General features: G+C 68.2%; 20 protein-coding genes. 11 read left to right on the top strand and 9 right to left on the bottom strand.

The window, feature by feature from the left end:
* Nucleotides 1–693: 693 nt before the first annotated feature.
* Both HUG12_RS13030 and HUG12_RS13025 read left to right on the top strand, forming a co-directional pair.
* The gene (locus HUG12_RS13030) at nucleotides 694–1,284 is read left to right on the top strand and encodes a hypothetical protein (RefSeq protein WP_179269180.1); all 591 of its coding nucleotides are present in this window, start codon (nucleotides 694–696) and stop codon (nucleotides 1,282–1,284) included.
* Nucleotides 1,281–1,922: a hypothetical protein gene (locus HUG12_RS13025; protein ID WP_179269179.1), complete on the top strand. Its 642-nt coding sequence runs from the start codon at nucleotides 1,281–1,283 to the stop codon at nucleotides 1,920–1,922. Before HUG12_RS13030 ends, HUG12_RS13025 begins: the two co-directional genes overlap by 4 nt.
* 60 nt (nucleotides 1,923–1,982) lie before the next feature.
* Here the strand turns inward: HUG12_RS13025 and HUG12_RS21505 are convergent, their stop codons facing one another.
* A complete protein-coding gene (locus HUG12_RS21505; RefSeq protein WP_218836317.1) occupies nucleotides 1,983–2,582 on the bottom strand; it encodes a twin-arginine translocation signal domain-containing protein in 600 nt (199 codons plus the stop codon).
* Between the two features lie 235 nt (nucleotides 2,583–2,817).
* Here HUG12_RS21505 and HUG12_RS13015 point away from each other — a divergent pair, with 235 nt between their 5' ends.
* Nucleotides 2,818–3,213: a plastocyanin/azurin family copper-binding protein gene (locus HUG12_RS13015; RefSeq protein WP_179270645.1), complete on the top strand. Its 396-nt coding sequence runs from the start codon at nucleotides 2,818–2,820 to the stop codon at nucleotides 3,211–3,213.
* Between the two features lie 174 nt (nucleotides 3,214–3,387).
* Nucleotides 3,388–3,804 (top strand): plastocyanin/azurin family copper-binding protein, encoded by a 417-nt coding sequence (locus HUG12_RS13010; protein WP_246308050.1) that lies wholly within the window; start codon nucleotides 3,388–3,390, stop codon nucleotides 3,802–3,804.
* A 642-nt stretch (nucleotides 3,805–4,446) separates the two neighbouring features.
* Here the strand turns inward: HUG12_RS13010 and HUG12_RS13005 are convergent.
* Nucleotides 4,447–4,917 (bottom strand): MaoC/PaaZ C-terminal domain-containing protein, encoded by a 471-nt coding sequence (locus tag HUG12_RS13005; RefSeq protein WP_179269178.1) that lies wholly within the window; start codon nucleotides 4,915–4,917, stop codon nucleotides 4,447–4,449.
* A 206-nt stretch (nucleotides 4,918–5,123) separates the two neighbouring features.
* On the opposite strand from HUG12_RS13005, the gene HUG12_RS13000 reads away from it, so the two are divergent.
* Complete coding sequence (locus tag HUG12_RS13000; RefSeq protein WP_179269177.1) at nucleotides 5,124–5,474, top strand: FHA domain-containing protein; 351 nt, start codon at nucleotides 5,124–5,126, stop codon at nucleotides 5,472–5,474.
* A 30-nt stretch (nucleotides 5,475–5,504) separates the two neighbouring features.
* On the opposite strand, the gene HUG12_RS12995 is transcribed toward HUG12_RS13000, so the two are convergent.
* Both HUG12_RS12995 and HUG12_RS12990 read right to left on the bottom strand, forming a co-directional pair.
* The gene (locus tag HUG12_RS12995; RefSeq protein ID WP_179269176.1) at nucleotides 5,505–5,699 is read right to left on the bottom strand and encodes a cold-shock protein; all 195 of its coding nucleotides are present in this window, start codon (nucleotides 5,697–5,699) and stop codon (nucleotides 5,505–5,507) included.
* 133 nt (nucleotides 5,700–5,832) lie between these two features.
* Nucleotides 5,833–6,480, bottom strand: coding sequence for a DUF6517 family protein (locus tag HUG12_RS12990; protein ID WP_179269175.1), 648 nt, complete (start codon nucleotides 6,478–6,480; stop codon nucleotides 5,833–5,835).
* A gap of 367 nt (nucleotides 6,481–6,847) precedes the next feature.
* Between HUG12_RS12990 and HUG12_RS12985 the strand changes: the two genes are divergently transcribed.
* Both HUG12_RS12985 and HUG12_RS12980 read left to right on the top strand, forming a co-directional pair.
* Complete coding sequence (locus tag HUG12_RS12985) at nucleotides 6,848–7,816, top strand: transcription initiation factor IIB (RefSeq protein ID WP_179269174.1); 969 nt, start codon at nucleotides 6,848–6,850, stop codon at nucleotides 7,814–7,816.
* Nucleotides 7,817–7,990: 174 nt separating this feature from the next.
* The gene (locus HUG12_RS12980) at nucleotides 7,991–8,170 is read left to right on the top strand and encodes a DUF7836 family putative zinc-binding protein (protein ID WP_179269173.1); all 180 of its coding nucleotides are present in this window, start codon (nucleotides 7,991–7,993) and stop codon (nucleotides 8,168–8,170) included.
* Between the two features lie 5 nt (nucleotides 8,171–8,175).
* Here HUG12_RS12980 and HUG12_RS12975 read toward each other — a convergent pair whose 3' ends face one another.
* Complete coding sequence (locus tag HUG12_RS12975) at nucleotides 8,176–8,580, bottom strand: translation initiation factor IF-2 subunit beta (protein WP_179269172.1); 405 nt, start codon at nucleotides 8,578–8,580, stop codon at nucleotides 8,176–8,178.
* A gap of 191 nt (nucleotides 8,581–8,771) precedes the next feature.
* Between HUG12_RS12975 and HUG12_RS12970 the strand changes: the two genes are divergently transcribed.
* Nucleotides 8,772–9,005, top strand: coding sequence for a UPF0058 family protein (locus tag HUG12_RS12970; RefSeq protein WP_179269171.1), 234 nt, complete (start codon nucleotides 8,772–8,774; stop codon nucleotides 9,003–9,005).
* Between the two features lie 247 nt (nucleotides 9,006–9,252).
* On the opposite strand, the gene HUG12_RS12965 is transcribed toward HUG12_RS12970, so the two are convergent.
* Nucleotides 9,253–9,741 carry a DUF555 domain-containing protein gene (locus HUG12_RS12965; protein ID WP_179269170.1) on the bottom strand — a complete coding sequence of 163 codons (489 nt, stop codon included), beginning with the start codon at nucleotides 9,739–9,741 and terminating at the stop codon, nucleotides 9,253–9,255.
* A 205-nt stretch (nucleotides 9,742–9,946) separates the two neighbouring features.
* Between HUG12_RS12965 and HUG12_RS12960 the strand changes: the two genes are divergently transcribed.
* A complete protein-coding gene (locus HUG12_RS12960; RefSeq protein WP_179269169.1) occupies nucleotides 9,947–10,876 on the top strand; it encodes a sulfide-dependent adenosine diphosphate thiazole synthase in 930 nt (309 codons plus the stop codon).
* A 169-nt stretch (nucleotides 10,877–11,045) separates the two neighbouring features.
* Here HUG12_RS12960 and HUG12_RS12955 read toward each other — a convergent pair whose 3' ends face one another.
* Nucleotides 11,046–11,960, bottom strand: coding sequence for a DNA-3-methyladenine glycosylase family protein (locus HUG12_RS12955; protein WP_179269168.1), 915 nt, complete (start codon nucleotides 11,958–11,960; stop codon nucleotides 11,046–11,048).
* A gap of 33 nt (nucleotides 11,961–11,993) precedes the next feature.
* Complete coding sequence (locus HUG12_RS12950) at nucleotides 11,994–13,571, bottom strand: hypothetical protein (protein ID WP_179269167.1); 1,578 nt, start codon at nucleotides 13,569–13,571, stop codon at nucleotides 11,994–11,996.
* Nucleotides 13,572–13,945: 374 nt separating this feature from the next.
* On the opposite strand from HUG12_RS12950, the gene HUG12_RS12945 reads away from it, so the two are divergent.
* Both HUG12_RS12945 and HUG12_RS12940 read left to right on the top strand, forming a co-directional pair.
* A complete protein-coding gene (locus HUG12_RS12945; protein WP_179269166.1) occupies nucleotides 13,946–14,176 on the top strand; it encodes a hypothetical protein in 231 nt (76 codons plus the stop codon).
* Nucleotides 14,177–14,220: 44 nt separating this feature from the next.
* The gene (locus tag HUG12_RS12940) at nucleotides 14,221–15,219 is read left to right on the top strand and encodes an ornithine cyclodeaminase family protein (RefSeq protein WP_179269165.1); all 999 of its coding nucleotides are present in this window, start codon (nucleotides 14,221–14,223) and stop codon (nucleotides 15,217–15,219) included.
* A 76-nt stretch (nucleotides 15,220–15,295) separates the two neighbouring features.
* On the opposite strand, the gene HUG12_RS12935 is transcribed toward HUG12_RS12940, so the two are convergent.
* Nucleotides 15,296–16,576 (bottom strand): MFS transporter, encoded by a 1,281-nt coding sequence (locus tag HUG12_RS12935; RefSeq protein ID WP_179269164.1) that lies wholly within the window; start codon nucleotides 16,574–16,576, stop codon nucleotides 15,296–15,298.
* Nucleotides 16,577–16,663: the final 87 nt, after the last annotated feature.

Genomic DNA, 16,663 nt, shown 5'->3' with positions numbered 1-16,663 from the left:
CGGATGGCGATCGATGGGGGCTGATAACGTTAATCGGCGATAGCGTAGTTCTACCTGAGAAACACCTCATGGCTCGAAAACCGAAGACGACTCGAACGACGGTCTGCCAGGAATGTGGCCATGAATTCGACCCGACTAAACATCACTCCAGGGTAGCCGGTGCAACTCTCGCCGGAGCCACCGGTGGCGCGTGGGCTGGGGCGTAAGTCGGCATCGCTACGGCAGGTGCGGGGATTGCTGCGACGGTTCCTGGCGCTATCATCGGTGGGTACCTGGGGATGAAGGCGGCGAAGCTGACGACCATCTGCCCGGACAGCGGGAAGCGCCAGCAGTGGTAGCCCAGTAGACGAGCATCCAAAGGGGTGGGCATAGGTCGCCAAGCCCAGCAGCCGTGCCGGTCGCGGACAGCCTCCATCTTTGCATCATTCGGATACAGTGAGTACGCTCACACTATCAAATAATTCCAAAAGTAACGTACCTGGACTGCTGTCGTGCGAATACGCGCTCTGTATGCAGGAGAGATCTAGGAACCTACCGTGTTCCTGCCAAAAGCAGCGTGCTGACTACAGAGGCTGTATTCAGTAGGCAGTCGCTGTTCGTTTCGCGTCCCTGATTGTGAAACATCCGTTCGGTGGGTGTGCAAACCGTCAATGTCTCCTCCGAGTTTATTCGTCTTCTTCTCATAATCTCGCCATGGCATCGTTCATTTGGCTCGCACACAGCAAGCGGATCAACGCCGTTCTCGGGTGGGTGCTCACGGGTAGCGTGACTCTTTCGGTCGTTGAGAGCTTCCGGAAGGGTGCCCTCCTCTGGGGCGGGCTTGCGCTGGTCATCGCCACGGTGACCGTAGTACCCGCCTTGTCGACCGGCGAGGGGACGATGCTGCCCCCATGGCCACTTCTGCTGGTTACGGCCATCGCCGTACTCGTTCGCACACTCGGCTCATACCCCGAGATTGCGGGGTATGTCGCCGTCGCATCGCTCGCCCTCATTGCGGTCGTCGAGCTCGACGCGTTCACCCCAGTCGACATGAGCCGGCGCTTCACGGTCGGGTTCGCCGTCCTGACGACGATGGCGATCCAGGGGCTCTGGACCGTCGCCCAGTTCTACTCGGACCGGTGGCTCGGCACGGGGTTCCTGCGCTCGCAGACCGAACTCCAGTGGGATTTCGTCCTCGTCACGGCCGTCGGACTCGTCGTGGGAGGGGTCTTCGTGTGGTACTTCGACCGGGTCGAGCACGTCGGATCGGCCGGGCGGCCGATGATCCCGCCCGAGAAGCCATGACGCTGGGCGACGTCCTGGGGTTCTCCGACCCCCAGGAACGCGTATTCGGACGGATCCTCCAGCTCGTCCTGTTGGGCATCCTCCTCTACGGCCTCGCGACGCTCCAGTTCGGGATGGCGGCGAATGGGGGTCTCGCATTGGCCGTGACCCTCCTCCCCGCCCTGTTGCGTCGGGAGTACGGCTACTCGATGGATGCCGGACTTGTACTCTGGATCACCGTTGCTGTCTTCCTTCATAGCGTCGGCTCGCTCGGCCCCTATACGTGGTTCCCGTGGTACGACTCCGTCACGCACACGATCTCCGCGACGGTCATTGCGGGTACGGGATACGCCGCCCTCAGAGCGTTTGAGCGTCACTCCGACGATATCGACGTACCGTCGAAGTTTAGAGCCGTTTTCATCGTTGTGTTCGTCCTCGCGGCCGGCGTCGTCTGGGAGATCCTCGAGTTCGCCTCCGGAGGGCTCGCCAGCATTACCGGCACACAGGCCCCACTCACGGTCATGGGGATCGACGACATCGTCTCCGACATGATCTTCAACACGGCCGGCGCGGTGATCGTGGCCGCGTGGGGGACGTGCTACGTCGGCGGGTTCGTCGCCTTCCTCGGCCGGCGGCTTCGCTCCGAAAGCGGGGATTGATCAACTGCAGGAGAAAAGAAGGGACCACTGGGAGCCGCGACCGCGGTCGTGATCCGTCAGTCAGGCGCCGTCCGTCTCGGTACCGGGCGTCCCGGTTTCCGTCCCGTCGTCGGCTCCGTCGTCCAGCCACCAATCCTCGTTCTCGAGGATGGCATCCTCCTCATCCTCGTCGACGGGGGAGACGTTGACGTTGATGAGCCGCTCGTTGTCGCCGAACGGCGTCCAGTCCTGATTCATCTCGAAGAGCTGGGGCTGGTTCGGGTCGTCGTCGGCGTCGGTGACGAACCCGGCGTCCTCGTCGTACTGGCCGACGTTGGCGTCCTCGGCGACGAACAGGGTGTCGTTCTCGCCGGTGTTCAGCCACCGGATCATGCGGGTGTTGTAGTCCGCGAAGAAGCTATCCTGTACGTCGCCGTAATTGGGCGTCCACTCGACGACTCCCGAGACGAACGTGAACCGCGCGTTGGGCTGGAAATCGTTGGCGAAGATGAGCCCTTGCCACTCGTCGTCGAGGCCGCCGCCACCGGCGTCGTCCTCCTGTGCGTGGACGGCGCCCGACACCGCGGCGCCGGCGCCGACAGTCGCCAGCGTGCCCTTCTTCAGGAACGACCGACGCGATTCCCCGCCAACTACTTGCTCGAGTAATGTGTCTCTGGTCATAATTCACCCTTTCGGGTGGCGAGTAAAACGGCTTCAGCGTCCAAAAAGGCGGGAGATCGTTAACACGGGGATTCCTCAGATAGGGGATGCTACTCGTGGACTCTCGGCGTCGTCCCCCGGTTCCGAACGGTCGTCCATGCTCTGGTTTCGACGCGGTAATGCCGGCTGATCAAGCCGATATCTTTCGTTTCCGTGCCAAGAATCTGCGGCGCGGGATGCGTACCCGGAGGGAAGCATCGCCGGCGGCGAGACGTACGAACATACGTTCGAGGTCGAGGGCGAATACGGCTACTTCTGTATCCCGCACGAGGGGGCGGGCATGGTAGGCACGGTTACCGTCGACGGGGACGGCGGGGGCGATACTGGTGGGGGAGGCCCCCCGACGCTGCCGGGGAGCGCAAAGGCGCTGGGCGTTGCCGGATTCGTCGTGATGACCCCCATCCTCGGGCTCACGACCTCTTTCCGAAATACGGCGGCGAGTACGTCGGCACCGACGAACGCCAGTAATCGATCTTCCGCCCACATGCCCTTCGAGAATCGCACCAGAACCAGTAACCCTCTCGCTCACGAAGGCCCACGGGGATGTTCAGACGAACATTCGTCAAAGCCAGCAGCGCCACCGCTACAGTAGGCATCACCATCCTCGCGGGCTGTGGCGGCAACGACGGGGACGACCAGGAACCAGCCGAGGACACGCCGACGGAACCCAACGGGGAGACACCCACGGAAGCCGATGAGGAGACGCTCACGGAGACACCGACGGGAACCGAGGACGGGACCCCCACTGAGACCGGCGGTGGCGGCGGTGAGAACACGATCGCGATGGAGACGGGGGGGGAGCGAATACTACTTCGATCCGATCGGCCTCTTCGTCGAATCGGGGACGACGGTCACCTTCCGGATCGAGAGTGGAAGCCACTCCTCCACGGCGTATCAGGAGGGCAACGGGCCGGCCGAGGTGACGCGCATCCCGGAGGGCGCGGAGGCGTGGGACAGCGGGACGGTGAGCGAGGAGGGCGCGACGTTCGAGCACACGTTCGAGACGGCGGGCACGTACGACTACTTCTGTATCCCCCACAAGTCGCTCGGGATGGTCGGCCGTATTGTGGTCGACGAACCCGGCGGCCCTGCCGAAGGGAGTATGCCCCCCGACGGCGAGGTGCCGGATAGTCAGACGATCGTCGACCAGGAAGCAGTCTCGTACGACGAGTTCAGTGGCTGACTCCCGGCAACATCTCTGGCTTCAGTCCCGTTCATCACCGGAATTCTCATTCTTCCGGTGCCGTTGCTCAATTAGCCGGAACGATCGGGTCGATTGATCGGGATTCCGTGCCGATTCGACCGAGTACACCAAACTCCCTGTAAACAGGACGATACTCGCAACGATGAAGAGCGAGCGAGGTAGGGGATGCGGAATCGACGAACACCCAGTAGAGTGGCGCTGCTACGGAGGGGCCGGCGGCTAGCACCGCGATCTTCGCGACAAGGGGGCCACAGCACCCACAGGAACCCGAGCCGACAACGGCGGCCGACCCAGTCGTCCCCTCCGCAAATCCTGCTCGTTCATCAATGCGCCACTGACGAGCGATTTGCATGGCGCTCAACCCGATGAGCGTACTCAGCAGGCCGACTACGAGGAGCTGCCCCGGTGAAAGTGCGATGAAGAGAGGAACGTGGGGGGATGGATCTCGAGGATCGGCCACGTCACGAGCTGATGGTTCTCGGAGAGGACCACGATACGTGATCGCGCCCGTGGCCAGCCATAATGACCGGCTTCATGTGAAAGCAGCATGCCGCTGGGCCATTATGTGCACCTTTTCTCCGCGCGCACCTTCGTCTTCCTGTGTTCACTCGCGTCCCCTGATCACGGAGAGTAGTCCCTTCGCTTGATCATGAATTTCATGTCGCCTTCGAACACAACTACGTCATCTTGATTGGTCATCTCCGTGTCGAGGACGACGAGGCCGGCGTCCTCGCGCGAGGAGAACGGCTTGGTCCCCGTGACCTCCATGTCGAGCGAGATCGTGTCGCCGTCGTACACCGGGGCGGGGATGTCCATGTAGTTCATTCCGAGGAACGCCATCACCGTGCGTTCGAGGAAGCCGCACCGATAGACGAACCCGGTGGCGAGCGAGAACGTCATCGGCCCGTGTGCGACGCGCTCGCCGAACTGGGAGTCCGCGGCGTAGTCGGCGTTCGTGTGGAGCTCGGTCCAGTCGCCCGTGAACGCCGAGTGCATCACGAAGTCCGACTCGGTGACCGTGCGGCCGACGCTCTCGAACGTCTGGCCCTCCTCGAAGTCCTCGAAGTGGTGGGGTTCGTAGCTGTATGCCATACCGGCCCCACCAGGGGAGTCGGTAAAAGTCGCGGTGGTTCCTCCGTGGTAACATTTAACACTCGGAGCGGCCAACACGCGTTCGATGGTGGGCGACCCCTTCGTGTGCCGCGCGTGTCGCCGGACGGTGAGCGTGCTCTCATACCGGGCGAGTTGCCCGAACTGTGGCGGTGCGCTGGAACGGGCGGGGGAGACGGCCGAGTGACGTGACCGGCGACGACGTCCGCGCCGTCGAGTCGCTCGCGGTGACGACCGACGACGTGGTGGCCGCGGTCGAGGCACGCGACCGCGGGCGCCGGCGGGCCGTGCTCCGGGTGACGCCGCCGTTCTCCGCCCGGATGCGCGCACGGCTGCACGTCGAGGGCGGCGAGGGCGAGTACGGGAGCCCCTCGCCGATCCACCTCCAGCCGCGGGTGTTCGTCCGGGAGGGGGTCCCGCGATATCCGGGTCGCGGCCCGGAGCGCTGGCGCTCGACGGTCCGGGAGTCGCTCCGGACCGAAGTAGAACTCGACGCGCCGGACGGTGTGAGCGCCGTCCGGGTATCGTATCTCGGGTGACGCCCGGTTTCCCGCCGTCCGCGTCGGGAGCTACAGGCGCGTGACGTTCGTCGCGCGTGGGCCCTTGTCGGCCTGCTCGATGTCGAACTCCACCTCCTGTCCTTCCTCGAGGTCCGGACCGCCGACGTCCTCCATGTGGAAGAAGACGTCCTCGTCCGCGTCGTCGCTCTCGATGAACCCGTAACCACCCGTGTCGTTGAAGAATGCAACCGTTCCTTTCGCCATTCGCAGTACCCTCGCTCCCGATAAGGGGAGTGTGTCGTATATATTTATGGGTCGGATACCCACGGTACCCGCACCCGTGGCGTTCGAGGACGTTTCGGACCCCGGTTCGACGGTCCACTCCCGCGGTCCGGCCTCAGGCCGGGTGTTCGAGGCTCCCGGCCAGCGAGACGACGTTAGGCTCCTCCTGGTCCTCCATCGCCCGCGGGTACACCCCCATCGCGACGACGAAGTCGTCGCCGCTCTCGACCCTGCCGACGTGGACGTACACGTCGACCTCCTGACCGTCGAAGGTCGCCACGGCCTCGTACTTGGTGAACGTCGTTTCGGACCCGAGCGTTTCGACGGTGCGCTCGTCCACCGCCGACGGGTCCTCGATCCCCTCGTACTGGCTCGCCAGCAGTTCCACGAGGTCGTCGTTCGAGTGGTCCTCGATCGGGTTGAGCGTCCGCCCCGCGATCTCCACCTTCGGGCTCGCGATCGCCGCGAACACGCCGAGCTTCGCCTCCCCCAACGTTCCCACCTCGACGGTCTTCTCGTAGGTCGTGATCCGGTTCGTCACCTCCACCTCCCGGGTCTGCCCCGCCGCCGTGAACTCCCGCGTGACCGTCTCCGCACGCGGTCCGTCCGTCTCGTATCCCGTCTCGCTCGCCGTCCCGTCGGCGGCGGCCGCCGGCTCCGCCTCGAACGAGAGCGGCTCCTCGCCGGTGAGGAAGCCGAGACAGCCCGCCGTCCCGGCCGCGAGCGTCAGTGCGGTCCCCCCGAGTAGCACTCTGCGTCGCATGGGGCGCCGTTTCCCGACGGTGCCCGATAAGTCGTGTGGTCGTCGCGTGAACGGGCCGGCCGGTCGACGATCGAGGGCTCGCGGATCGCCTCCGCGACCGCGTCTTCGCATCGCTCGCCACCGCGCCGCGCGCCACCGACACGTTTACCTGGGTCGAACGACGGCAGCCGCAGTCCTTATATGATTCACTCGTCCACTCCCGATCCCGTGGAAAGCCACCCGTTCGTTCGATATCGGGCTTCAGGACCCCCGTCATCGATGAACACACGGCAGATACAGTTAAGTACTTCCCCGACTTACCAGTAGTAAGGACGACTGCCGTCGGGACCCTTTCTTCCACCGGTCGTGGTCGCTCCGGGAGTACACCATGACGGAGACACGAACGACCATCAGCAACTACGAGCGCGAATCGAAGGTCGAGTCGCGCGAGCAACGGACGCGAACGGCCTGCCCCGAGTGCGGCGGGACGGTCGTCGTCGACGAGGAGCACGGCGAGAGCGTCTGTCGCGACTGTGGGCTCGTCGTCGAGGAGGACGCCATCGACCGCGGGCCGGAGTGGCGGTCCTTCGCCGACGGCGAGCGGACGGACCGCTCACGCGTGGGCGCCCCGGTCACGAAGATGATGCACGACAAGGGGCTCTCGACGAACATCGGCTGGCAGAACAAGGACGCCTACGGGAAGGCGCTCACCTCGGAGCGCCGGCAGCAGATGCAGCGGCTCCGGACCTGGCACGAGCGGTTCCGGACGCGGGACTCGAAGGAGCGGAACCTGAAGCAGGCGCTCGGCGAGATCGACCGCATGGCCAGCGCGCTCGGCCTCCCGAAGAGCGTCCGCGAGACCGCCTCGGTCATCTACCGCCGCGCGCTCGAGGAGGACCTGCTGCCCGGTCGCTCCATCGAGGGCGTGGCCTCGGCGAGCCTCTACGCGGCCGCGCGGCAGGCGAACACGCCCCGCTCGCTCGACGAACTGACGGCGGTGTCCCGCGTCGACCGGATGGAGCTCACGCGGACGTACCGCTACGTCGTCCGCGAGCTGAAACTCGAGGTCGCGCCGGCGGACCCGGCCCAGTACGTGGGACGGTTCGCCTCGGGCATCGGCCTCTCGGACGAGGGCGAGTGGCGTGCGCGCGAACTCCTCAAGGACGCGGAGGGCGCGGGCGTGACCAGCGGGAAGTCCCCGGTCGGACTCGCCGCCGCCGCGGTCTACGCCGCGGCGCTTCTCACCAACGAGTCGATCACCCAGAGCCAGGTCAGCGAGGTCGCGGGCGTGAGCGAGGTGACCATCAGGAACCGGTACAAGGAACTGCTCGAGGCGGCGGACGGCCTCCCGGCGTAGGCCGTCACGCACGGTACGCGCGGAATCCGTCGTCCCGGATCGGTCGTCCCGTCGTCGCTCGTCCCACCGACCCTCGAGCATCGCCGACCCGTCGCCCCTCGATTATCGCCGTCCTAGCGTCCCACGATTTCCGCCCGAAAACCTTTATTGAACGGCCGTGCCAGCCTAACAGGTATGGTCGAGGCGTTCATCCGACTGGTGTGTCCCGAGTGCACGAAAGGCTGGGAGGAGAACCCGACCGAACTGCCCGAACACCGCGAGAACTTCTCGTGTCCCTCCTGTCACGCCACCCGACGCCTCGCCGAGTTCATGCGAACCGAACGTGACCTCGAGACGCTGAAACAGTTCCACTGACCCGGTCAGGCTCCGGGTGCCGACAGCGCGCCGCACGCGTCACACTTCAGCATCTCGGTGCCGTTCTCGGTCACGCGCCGAGTGTCCGGGAGCCCACACTCCGGACAGACGACGTACGACTCGGTGTACGCGTCGACGGCGTCGGCGACGCGGTCCGACTTGAACTCGCCCGTGAGCCGCGCACGGCCGCGCTCGTCGATGTGCGCGGCGGTCCCGAGTTCGCCCTGGAGGAACTGGAGCAGGTCGGCCGGCTCTCGGCCGAGCGTGTCCGCCACGGCCCGAAAGTTCTCGAACACCGTGACGTTCCCCTCCAGGCGGACGTCCACGTCGGGCACCTCGAACCGTGACTCGCGCCGGTGGACGTCCGGCGCCTCCTCGACCGCCCGGTTCAGCATGTCGTCGTACTCCATACTTCCCGGTAGTGGACCACGGGGTAAAACGTTCGTGGGGCGGAAGCCGGAGCCTAACCCGTCGTTCCCGAACGGGTTCGACTCCCGATTTCGCCCCCGTAACGCGTGCGTATCGCGTTAATCGGACGGGAACCATGCTAACGAGCCTCAAGATAAGCATTTAACCCTCCGGTCGCAACTCAAGTTCGTCCATGAAGAAGCAGGAACTCATTCACCTGCACGGCCTTCTCGCCGAGGTACGAAGCGAGTGTGAAGCACGAGACGCGGATCTCGACCTCTCCGAGTACGAGGAACTCGGCGTGAAGCCCACATCGATCCACAAGTCGAAGACAGACCACAAAGCAGCGGTGTTCAAACTGGCCGGCGGAATCACCGCCTCCGTCGTCGAAGCCGAGTCCGAGCAGGTCGCACCGACCGCCGACTGAGCCGGTCCCTTACTCACACCCACCCGAGCCGTCCAGTGGCGACGCCGTCGGTCGTCCCGTTCGACGCTCGGGGTCCGTTCGAACCCCGCCGACCGCACGGACCCGACGCCGATCGAGTCAGCGGTCGGAACTGTTCCGTTCCGTTGCGGACCGTCCCACCCCCGTTCGGTCGTCGCGTTCGGAGCCGTCCGCCCGCTCGAACCCGTCGATCCGTCCCGTCGACCCGTTCGGTTTCCGACGGCCCGGTTCAGCGGTCGTCCTCGACCATCTCCTCGAACTCCGGGAGGAGTTCGTCCCCCTCCGAGCCCTCGTCGCCGTCGGCGGCCCCACGTGATCCGTCGGTCCCCTCGTCGGGACCGTCCCCCTCGTCGCCGTCCCCCTCGTCGGCCGCGCCCTCGTCCCCCTCTATTTCGTCCACGCGCAGGACCGAGAGGGGGATGTTCCGCATCCGCTGACCGATCTCCTTGCGGGCGATGCGGGACGCGTGTTCCTCGCGCTCGACGTTGAAGACGGTCATCTCGAGTTCGAGCGCGACGAGCGCCTCGTCGGCCGCGACGAACGCGGGCGGGAGCTCCTCGCCCGACGGGGACCGTCGATTGCCCATGGAGATCTCGACGTAGTTGAGGTCCGGATTCAGCATCTCGCCGGTCTTCGAGATGGCGATCCGGATCGCCTCGTCCTCCGTCTCCACGTCGTACACGGGCACTGCGGCCTCGAGGACGACCCTACAGTCCATGGTACAGTACCATACCCCTGCTTCGGCCATGAAGCTTCGGCCGTCGCTCGCGGGACCGTTCGGCACACCGCGGGCCCGCGTGGCGGTCCCGGCGTGGACCGCGGCGACGGGTTCCGGACGTACCGCCGCCATCCGTACTCGAACCCCTCGGCGCCCCTCGCGCGCGGCGCCACGTTTATTACTAACTAATATTACTAGGTTAACCATGGAGTTCGATCAGTTCAGCCACGCGGAGGAGGCGGCCGTGACCCGAGCGATCGCTGACAGCTGGCACGGCGAGTTCGTGGACAGCACGGAGGCGGACGTCATCGTCGTGGGCGGCGGCCCCTCGGGGCTGATGATGGCGAAGGAGCTCGCCGAGCGCGACGTCGACGTGACCGTCGTCGAGAAGAACAACTACCTCGGCGGGGGGTTCTGGCTCGGCGGCTTCCTGATGAACAAGCTGACCGTCAGGGACCCGGCCCACCGGGTCCTGGACGAACTCGGCGTCCCGTACGAGGAGAGCGACGAGGCGGAGGGGCTCTACGTCGCTGACGCCCCGCACGCCTCGTCCGCGCTCATCGAGGCGGCCTGCGCCGCCGGCGCGCGGATGCAGAACATGACCGAGTTCACCGACGTCGTCGTCCGGGAGAACCACCGCGTCGCGGGCGTCGTGATGAACTGGACCCCGGTCCACTCGCTCCCCCGGGAGCTCACCTGCGTCGACCCCGTCGCCGTCGAGTCCGACCTGGTCGTCGACGCGACCGGCCACGAGGCCGTCGTCGTCTCGAAGCTCCACGAGCGGGGGGTGATCGACGCGCCCGGCCTCGAGCACGCGAGCGAGCACAACGTCGGGATGGACACGAGCGGCGAGGGCGAGTACGGCGCGCCCGGACACGACTCGCCCGGCCACGACTCGATGTGGGTCTCCGACAGCGAGGACCGCGTCGTCGAGGAGACCGGCTTCGTCCACGACGGCCTCATGGCGACCGGGCTCGCGACCGCGACGACCCACGGGCTCACCCGCATGGGCCCGACGTTCGGCGCGATGCTCGTCTCGGGCAAGCGCGCCGCGGAACTGGCCCTCGAGGAGTTCGGCGTCGACGCCTCGCCGGTCGAACTCGGCGGCCGGCCGCCGGTCTCGGCCGACGACTGAGCCGCGCCCGACGCGGTCCCCTCGAACGTCCGGCCGCGCTGACCGTGGCCCGGACCGACGGCAGCCGCGGTGTCCGGGTTCGTCGAGCGTCCCATCGAGCGATCAGTGTCCTCCACGGTCATCGTCGGATGAACGTCCCAGCCCCGGCAGTTGGTCCTCGCGGATCGGGTTACTCCCCGCCCGCGCGGAGGTAGTAGAACAGGTAAGTCTGGGCGTACCCCGCGTAATCACTTCCTAACCGCTCACGGATCGCCCGCGAGGTGTCCGCGTAGGACCCGCGGTCGCAGTCGGGGAAGTGGTCCGCGATTGCGGTCCTGATCCACGTGTCGATGGGGACCGCCTCGAGGAAGCCGAGCGAGAACAGCAGCACGCAGTCGGCCACCTTGTCGCCGACGCCGACGAACCGGGTGAGCGACTCGCGCGCCTCGGGGTACGGCGATCCGAGCGCGTCCTCGGGGCTGGCCTCGCCGTCCGCGACCATCTCGGCGGTCCGCCGGACGTACGGCGCCCGGTAGCCCAGCGAGAGCTCCCGGAGTTCCGCCTCGGTCCGGGCGGCCAACCGTTCGGGGGTCGGGAAGGCGTGGTACGTCTCGCCGTCGAACTCCACGGCGTCGCCGTACGAGCGGGCGAGCGCCACCTGCATCCCGTGGATGCGCGAGACGCGCATCTGGGCCGAGCAGATGAACGAGACGAGGCAGGCGAACGGCGGGTCGCGCACGAGCCGCATCCCCTCGTGGGCGTCGTACGCACGCGAGAGCAGCGGCAGGTCCGGGGTCGCGTCCAGCACCGCGTCGAGGTCGTCGTCGAGCCGCAGCAGGTGGGTGAGAAGCGGGACGGCGTCCACGTTCGACTCCCACTCCAGCCGGTCCTCCACCTGACGTACCCGGAGGACCGCGCGCCGGTCGCTCACGCCGTCGACGGGTGGGACGACCGTCTCGTACCAGCAGTCGCCGCCGTGGACCGAGAGCGCGTCGTACATCCCCCCGTCCGCGCGGTTCCACAGGTACGACTGGCCGCTCTCGACCGTCGCCTGCAGGTCGAACGGTCCGGCGAGGTCGCGTAACTGGATCGCGCCCGTCTCCATCGTCGGGACGGAGGCGTCGGGCGCGGTAGGGGGTTACGGTTCGTCCCCGTCGGACGTCGCCCCCTCGTCCCTCCGGGCCACCGCTGCGTCCTCGACGCCGCCCAGCGAGGGGAGTCGCACGCCCCGCGACTCCCGATATTCGCGCAGGACGACGAGCAGTCCGAGCCCCAGCAGTTCCCAGCCGAGCAGGGCCGGCAGCGCGCTCGCCGCCGGGTCGCGGACGAGGTCGAACCCGAGCACCGGAACGGCCACACGGTGGAGCGACCGCGCGAGGACGGTCGAGGGGTCGCTCGTGAGCGCGACGACGAGCAGCGACCCGGCCGCGAGCACGCCCCCGAGGCCGAGCGACCAGCGGCGTACGGGGCCGGGGCGGAGCGTGCAGGCCGCCCACAGGTCGGGGCGACGGGACGGGAGCGCGAGGACGGTGGCGACCACGGCGAGATACGATGCGGCGAGGCCCGGGACCGCGAGATACAGCGCCGGGGCGACGACCCCGGCCAGACAGACGACCGCTGCGGCGCCGTAACAGAGCGCCAGCGCCGCCGTCTCGGCCGAGACCGGCCCGTTTCGAGCCCCCGTCTCCTCGCCTCGACCGCCGGCGTCGCCGGCCCACAGGAGTTCCGCGTATCCCGCCAGCGTCCGCGAGGCGGGGAACCCGAGCGCGACGAGCGCGGTCCACCCGAAGAGGAGGCTCACCGCGGCCGTCACCACGCCCGGGTCGAGCGGCAAGTACGCTGCCATCGCGTCGGCCGCCGGGACGTCGGCGTGGGTGAGACGGATCCAGTCGACGACCCCGAGCGAGGCGAACGCCGCGGCCGTCGTCGCCGCCACGACGGCGAGCGCGCCGAGGACCGTGCCGGCCGGCGCCGCGTCCGACTCGCCGGCGCTCGCGCTGGCAGCCGCCTCGACGCCGACGAACGCGAACAGCGCGACGACGGCCCCGTCGACGAACCGGGAGACCGGGGCCGCTCGCAACTCCTCCGTCGGGAACAGGGGGTCGTAGTTGCCCGCCACGAACTCGCCCACGCCGGGGACCAGCGCGAGCGCGAACGCCGCGGCGAGCGCGGCGAGGGTCGCCCACACGGGAACCGCGATCGCGGTCGCGGCACGCCGTGGGCCCAGGAGGTGGACGGCGAACGCCGCCGCGCAGGCGAGCGCCGCGAGCGGCCCGACGGGGAGGTGGGGGACCGGGCCGAACGGGACCCCGACGACGGAGACGGCCGAGGCGTCGCCGCCGGCCGAGAGCCAGCTAGCCCTGTCGGGCGGGAGCGTGCCCGGGTGACCGAGCCAGTTCGCCAGCAGCGCGGCGAGCGCGACGTACGCCCCCGCGGCGGGCCAGGTCGCCAGTACCGCCGCGGTCCTGGACCCCCAGGTCCGCGAGACGGCGCGGTACGCGAGCCCGGTTCCGCCCCCGAACGGTCCGGAGACGAGCACCGCGAACGCCGCCGCGACGCAGGCCACCCCGAGCCCCGCGATCAGGAACGCGACGGGGGCGAGTGGTCCCGCCACCGGGGCGACCCGCTCGGGGACGTACACGAGGCCGCCGCCGAGGCAGGCGGCGGCTCCGACAGCCGCGAGACGAAGCCGCCCTGCCGCGCGGACGCGGTCCATGGCCCGTCCAGGGGCGGCAGCGACAAAAAGACGGTCGCGCTGGCGTTCGCGGGGATCGTCGCACGCGCCGACGGAGCGGCCGCGCCGATCGACGAACGGCCGAGCCGATCGACCGGGCGGCCGTGTCGGCGGCATCGGACCGAAGGACGAACGCGACGTTCCATATCACTCGGCAGGAGGGGTCGTAACCCGCAGCAGCAGCAGCATGTCGAGTTAAAACATACCAAAATTCGGGGACGCGAGGGGCGCGTTATCAGGACTGAAAGGCTAACGTCTTCATAAGTTACGCGTCAAATCTTCCATCATGACTGGGCTGGTATGGGGTACGTATGCAAAACAATTATATGACCGGTCATCGTAGTATGTGATAGATTATGACTGGATACCATGACTACGTTCTCGGCCTCATCCCAGCCGCACTCGTCGGAATCACCGCACTGCTCGCGCTGGGCGGGTTGTCCCTCCAGATGGCCGTTCCCGTCGGTGGTGGTGTCTCCGCGCTCCTCATCGCGCACGCGATGTTCGTCCGCGGCCCGGTCGACGCCCCCGAACCGACCCCGACCGCGTCCGAGGCGGCGACCGGCCCCGCGCCGAACGCGGACTGAGCCGACCGACAGAGCTTTTCTCCCCCCGCTTCGAAGCGCGACCGATGACCGAGATTCCGTTCCTGTCCAGCGACGAGGTCGCCGGCCTCGCCACTCCGGCCGAGTACGTCGCGGCCGTCCGCGAGGCCTACCGCCAGGTGGGCGAGGGCGCGCCGGCCGAACCGCGGACGAAGCTCGTGAACGACGATCCGCGGGGGATGTTCACCACCTACGCCGCCGTCCTCCCGGAGACGGGGGCGATGGGGGGGTACATGTACAGCTCCGGCTTCGGCGAGCGTGACGCCTGGTTCGTGACGCCGCTTTTCGACGCCGAGTCCGGCGAACCGCTCGCGCTGCTCGACGGCGCCTCCATGAACCCGTTCAAGACCGGCGCGGCGGGTGCGGTGGGCGTCGACGCGCTCGCCAGGGAGGACGCCACCTCGCTGGCGATGATCGGCAGCGGCGCGCAGGCCCGCGGCCAGCTGAAGGCGACCGCGACCGTCCGCGACCTCGAGACGGTCTGGGTGTACTCGCCGACCAAGGAGAGCAGGGAGACGTTCGCCGGGGAGCTGAACAAGCAGCTAGACGCCTCCGTCGCCGCGGTCGCCTCCTCGGCTGCGGCCATCGAGGACGCCGACGTCGTCGTGACGGCGACGAACGCGACCGAGCCCGTGTTCGACGGCGACCTGCTCGAACCGGGCACGCACGTCACCGCGATGGGTCAGTACGACCCGAGCAGGCGGGAGCTTGACCACACGACGATCGAACGGGCGACCTACGTCCCGGACCTCCGGGCACGGGCGACGAGCGACGCCGGCTCGTTCCTCTCCGCGCTGGAGGCGGGCGTCGTCGACGAGGACCACGTCCACGCGGAGCTCGGCGAGGTCGTCGCCGGCGTCGAACCGGGCCGGACCGGCGGGGACGAGATCACGGTGTTCGACTCGGGCGGGACGGGCATCGAGACCGCCGCCGCCGCGCACCTGCTCTACGAGAAGGCGAGCGGCGAGGACCTCGGGACGACGATCGACCTCTCCCCGGCGAGCCGGGCGCTCACCGGGGAGTGATCGACCGGGGAGTGACGCGGCCCCCCCGGCGCGGGCCGACGCGGACGGACGGGCGTGAAACGCCGACCGCGCCCGATCAGTCGGCGGCCGTGACGGCCTCGTCCTCCGGCCGGCGATGGTCGCGGACGTGGAGCGCGAGCGCACAGGCCGTCGCGAGGACCCCGCCGAGCGTGACGACGCCGAACGCGACGCGGTAGCCGGTCGTGGTGTACGCCCGTGCGCCGTCGATCAGCTCCCCCGTCCAGTACGCGTCGAGCGCGAGCCCCATGACGGCCGGAAAGATCGCGGCTCCCGCGTATCCGAGCCCGTTGATGGTCCCCGTCGCCGCGCCGCTGTCCTCGACGTGCCGCTCCTTCGCGACCGTGTACGACACCGCGGTTCCGCCGGTGATGAACATCGCGAGGAACAGGACGGCGCCCACGACGAACAGCGGCGGCGTGACCGTGAGGAACACGACCCCGTACGCGGCCGTGAACGCCAGACAGGAGGCGAGGATGATTTCGGTCCGGCGGCCCAGTCGGTCCGAGAGCGCGCCCAGTACGGGCGGGCCGAGCGCGAACCCGACGTTCGCCACCAGCACCGTCGTGGCCGCGGTGGCGACCGACACGTCGTAGAGGTGTACGATGTACGGCACGCCCCAGAGGCCCACGACCGTGAAGTTCAGCCCGATGACGAGAAACAGCATCAGACCCATCAGCCAGGTGTCGAGGTCCGCCAGCACCCGACGGGCGCCGGCGAGCACGTCCCCGAGCGACTCGGAGCCGTCGGCCGCCGCCTCGACGGGGGCGTCCGCAGGGCGGTCCCGAACCACAGAGACGACAGCCACCGCGACGACGACCATCGCGACCGCCGAACCAAGGAGCACCGGTCGCCACCCCGCGGCGCCGGCCGCGAGCGCGAGCGGCGTCGTCGCGAGGATGCCGCCCAGCCCCGCCGCGGCGATGGTGAAGCCGGTCATCGTCGCAAACTCCTCGGGCGCGTACCAGTTCGCACAGAACCGCAGGACCGCGACGTAGATGACGCTAGCCCCGAGCCCCGCGAGCGCCCGGCCGAGGAACCCGACGACGAGCGACCCGCTCGCCGCGAACACGGCGACGCCGACGGCCATCCCGACCAGCCCGCCGGCGACGACCCGCCGCGGGCCGAACCGGTCGGCGACGAGCCCCCCGGGGAGCTGGGCGGCGGCGTAGATGTAGAAGAACGAGGAGTGGAGGAGCCCGAGCTCGGCCGCGGTCGCCGAGTAGACGGCCGCGAGGTCGCCCGCGAGCACCGCGGTCGAGTTCCGGAAGAAGTTGACGAAGAGGAAGCCGCACGCCAGCGTCGCCCACATGACGTGCCGGCGGTCGAGCGCTGCCATGTGGGCGGGTCACTCACGGGCCCCTTAGCGTTGGTGTCCCCGGCGAACCCCACGCCGACCGACCACACGGCACCCGCGATCACGCGA

This window comes from Halorarum salinum, assembly GCF_013402875.1.
GTDB lineage: Archaea > Halobacteriota > Halobacteria > Halobacteriales > Haloferacaceae > Halorarum > Halorarum salinum.
Note: the sequence above shows the minus strand (reverse complement) of the source record. Positions and strands in the feature narration are given on the sequence as shown.

What these genes read in the sequence shown, in the direction of transcription:
- HUG12_RS13030 (WP_179269180.1), top strand. Translation starts at nt 694, where the DNA reads ATGGCATCGTTCATTTGGCTCGCACACAGCAAGCGGATCAACGCCGTT.
- HUG12_RS13025 (WP_179269179.1), top strand. Translation starts at nt 1,281, where the DNA reads ATGACGCTGGGCGACGTCCTGGGGTTCTCCGACCCCCAGGAACGCGTA.
- HUG12_RS21505 (WP_218836317.1), bottom strand. Translation starts at nt 2,582, where the DNA reads ATGACCAGAGACACATTACTCGAGCAAGTAGTTGGCGGGGAATCGCGT.
- HUG12_RS13005 (WP_179269178.1), bottom strand. Translation starts at nt 4,917, where the DNA reads ATGGCATACAGCTACGAACCCCACCACTTCGAGGACTTCGAGGAGGGC.
- HUG12_RS12995 (WP_179269176.1), bottom strand. Translation starts at nt 5,699, where the DNA reads ATGGCGAAAGGAACGGTTGCATTCTTCAACGACACGGGTGGTTACGGG.
- HUG12_RS12990 (WP_179269175.1), bottom strand. Translation starts at nt 6,480, where the DNA reads ATGCGACGCAGAGTGCTACTCGGGGGGACCGCACTGACGCTCGCGGCC.
- HUG12_RS12985 (WP_179269174.1), top strand. Translation starts at nt 6,848, where the DNA reads ATGACGGAGACACGAACGACCATCAGCAACTACGAGCGCGAATCGAAG.
- HUG12_RS12980 (WP_179269173.1), top strand. Translation starts at nt 7,991, where the DNA reads ATGGTCGAGGCGTTCATCCGACTGGTGTGTCCCGAGTGCACGAAAGGC.
- HUG12_RS12975 (WP_179269172.1), bottom strand. Translation starts at nt 8,580, where the DNA reads ATGGAGTACGACGACATGCTGAACCGGGCGGTCGAGGAGGCGCCGGAC.
- HUG12_RS12970 (WP_179269171.1), top strand. Translation starts at nt 8,772, where the DNA reads ATGAAGAAGCAGGAACTCATTCACCTGCACGGCCTTCTCGCCGAGGTA.
- HUG12_RS12965 (WP_179269170.1), bottom strand. Translation starts at nt 9,741, where the DNA reads ATGGACTGTAGGGTCGTCCTCGAGGCCGCAGTGCCCGTGTACGACGTG.
- HUG12_RS12960 (WP_179269169.1), top strand. Translation starts at nt 9,947, where the DNA reads ATGGAGTTCGATCAGTTCAGCCACGCGGAGGAGGCGGCCGTGACCCGA.
- HUG12_RS12955 (WP_179269168.1), bottom strand. Translation starts at nt 11,960, where the DNA reads ATGGAGACGGGCGCGATCCAGTTACGCGACCTCGCCGGACCGTTCGAC.
- HUG12_RS12950 (WP_179269167.1), bottom strand. Translation starts at nt 13,571, where the DNA reads ATGGACCGCGTCCGCGCGGCAGGGCGGCTTCGTCTCGCGGCTGTCGGA.
- HUG12_RS12945 (WP_179269166.1), top strand. Translation starts at nt 13,946, where the DNA reads ATGACTGGATACCATGACTACGTTCTCGGCCTCATCCCAGCCGCACTC.
- HUG12_RS12940 (WP_179269165.1), top strand. Translation starts at nt 14,221, where the DNA reads ATGACCGAGATTCCGTTCCTGTCCAGCGACGAGGTCGCCGGCCTCGCC.
- HUG12_RS12935 (WP_179269164.1), bottom strand. Translation starts at nt 16,576, where the DNA reads ATGGCAGCGCTCGACCGCCGGCACGTCATGTGGGCGACGCTGGCGTGC.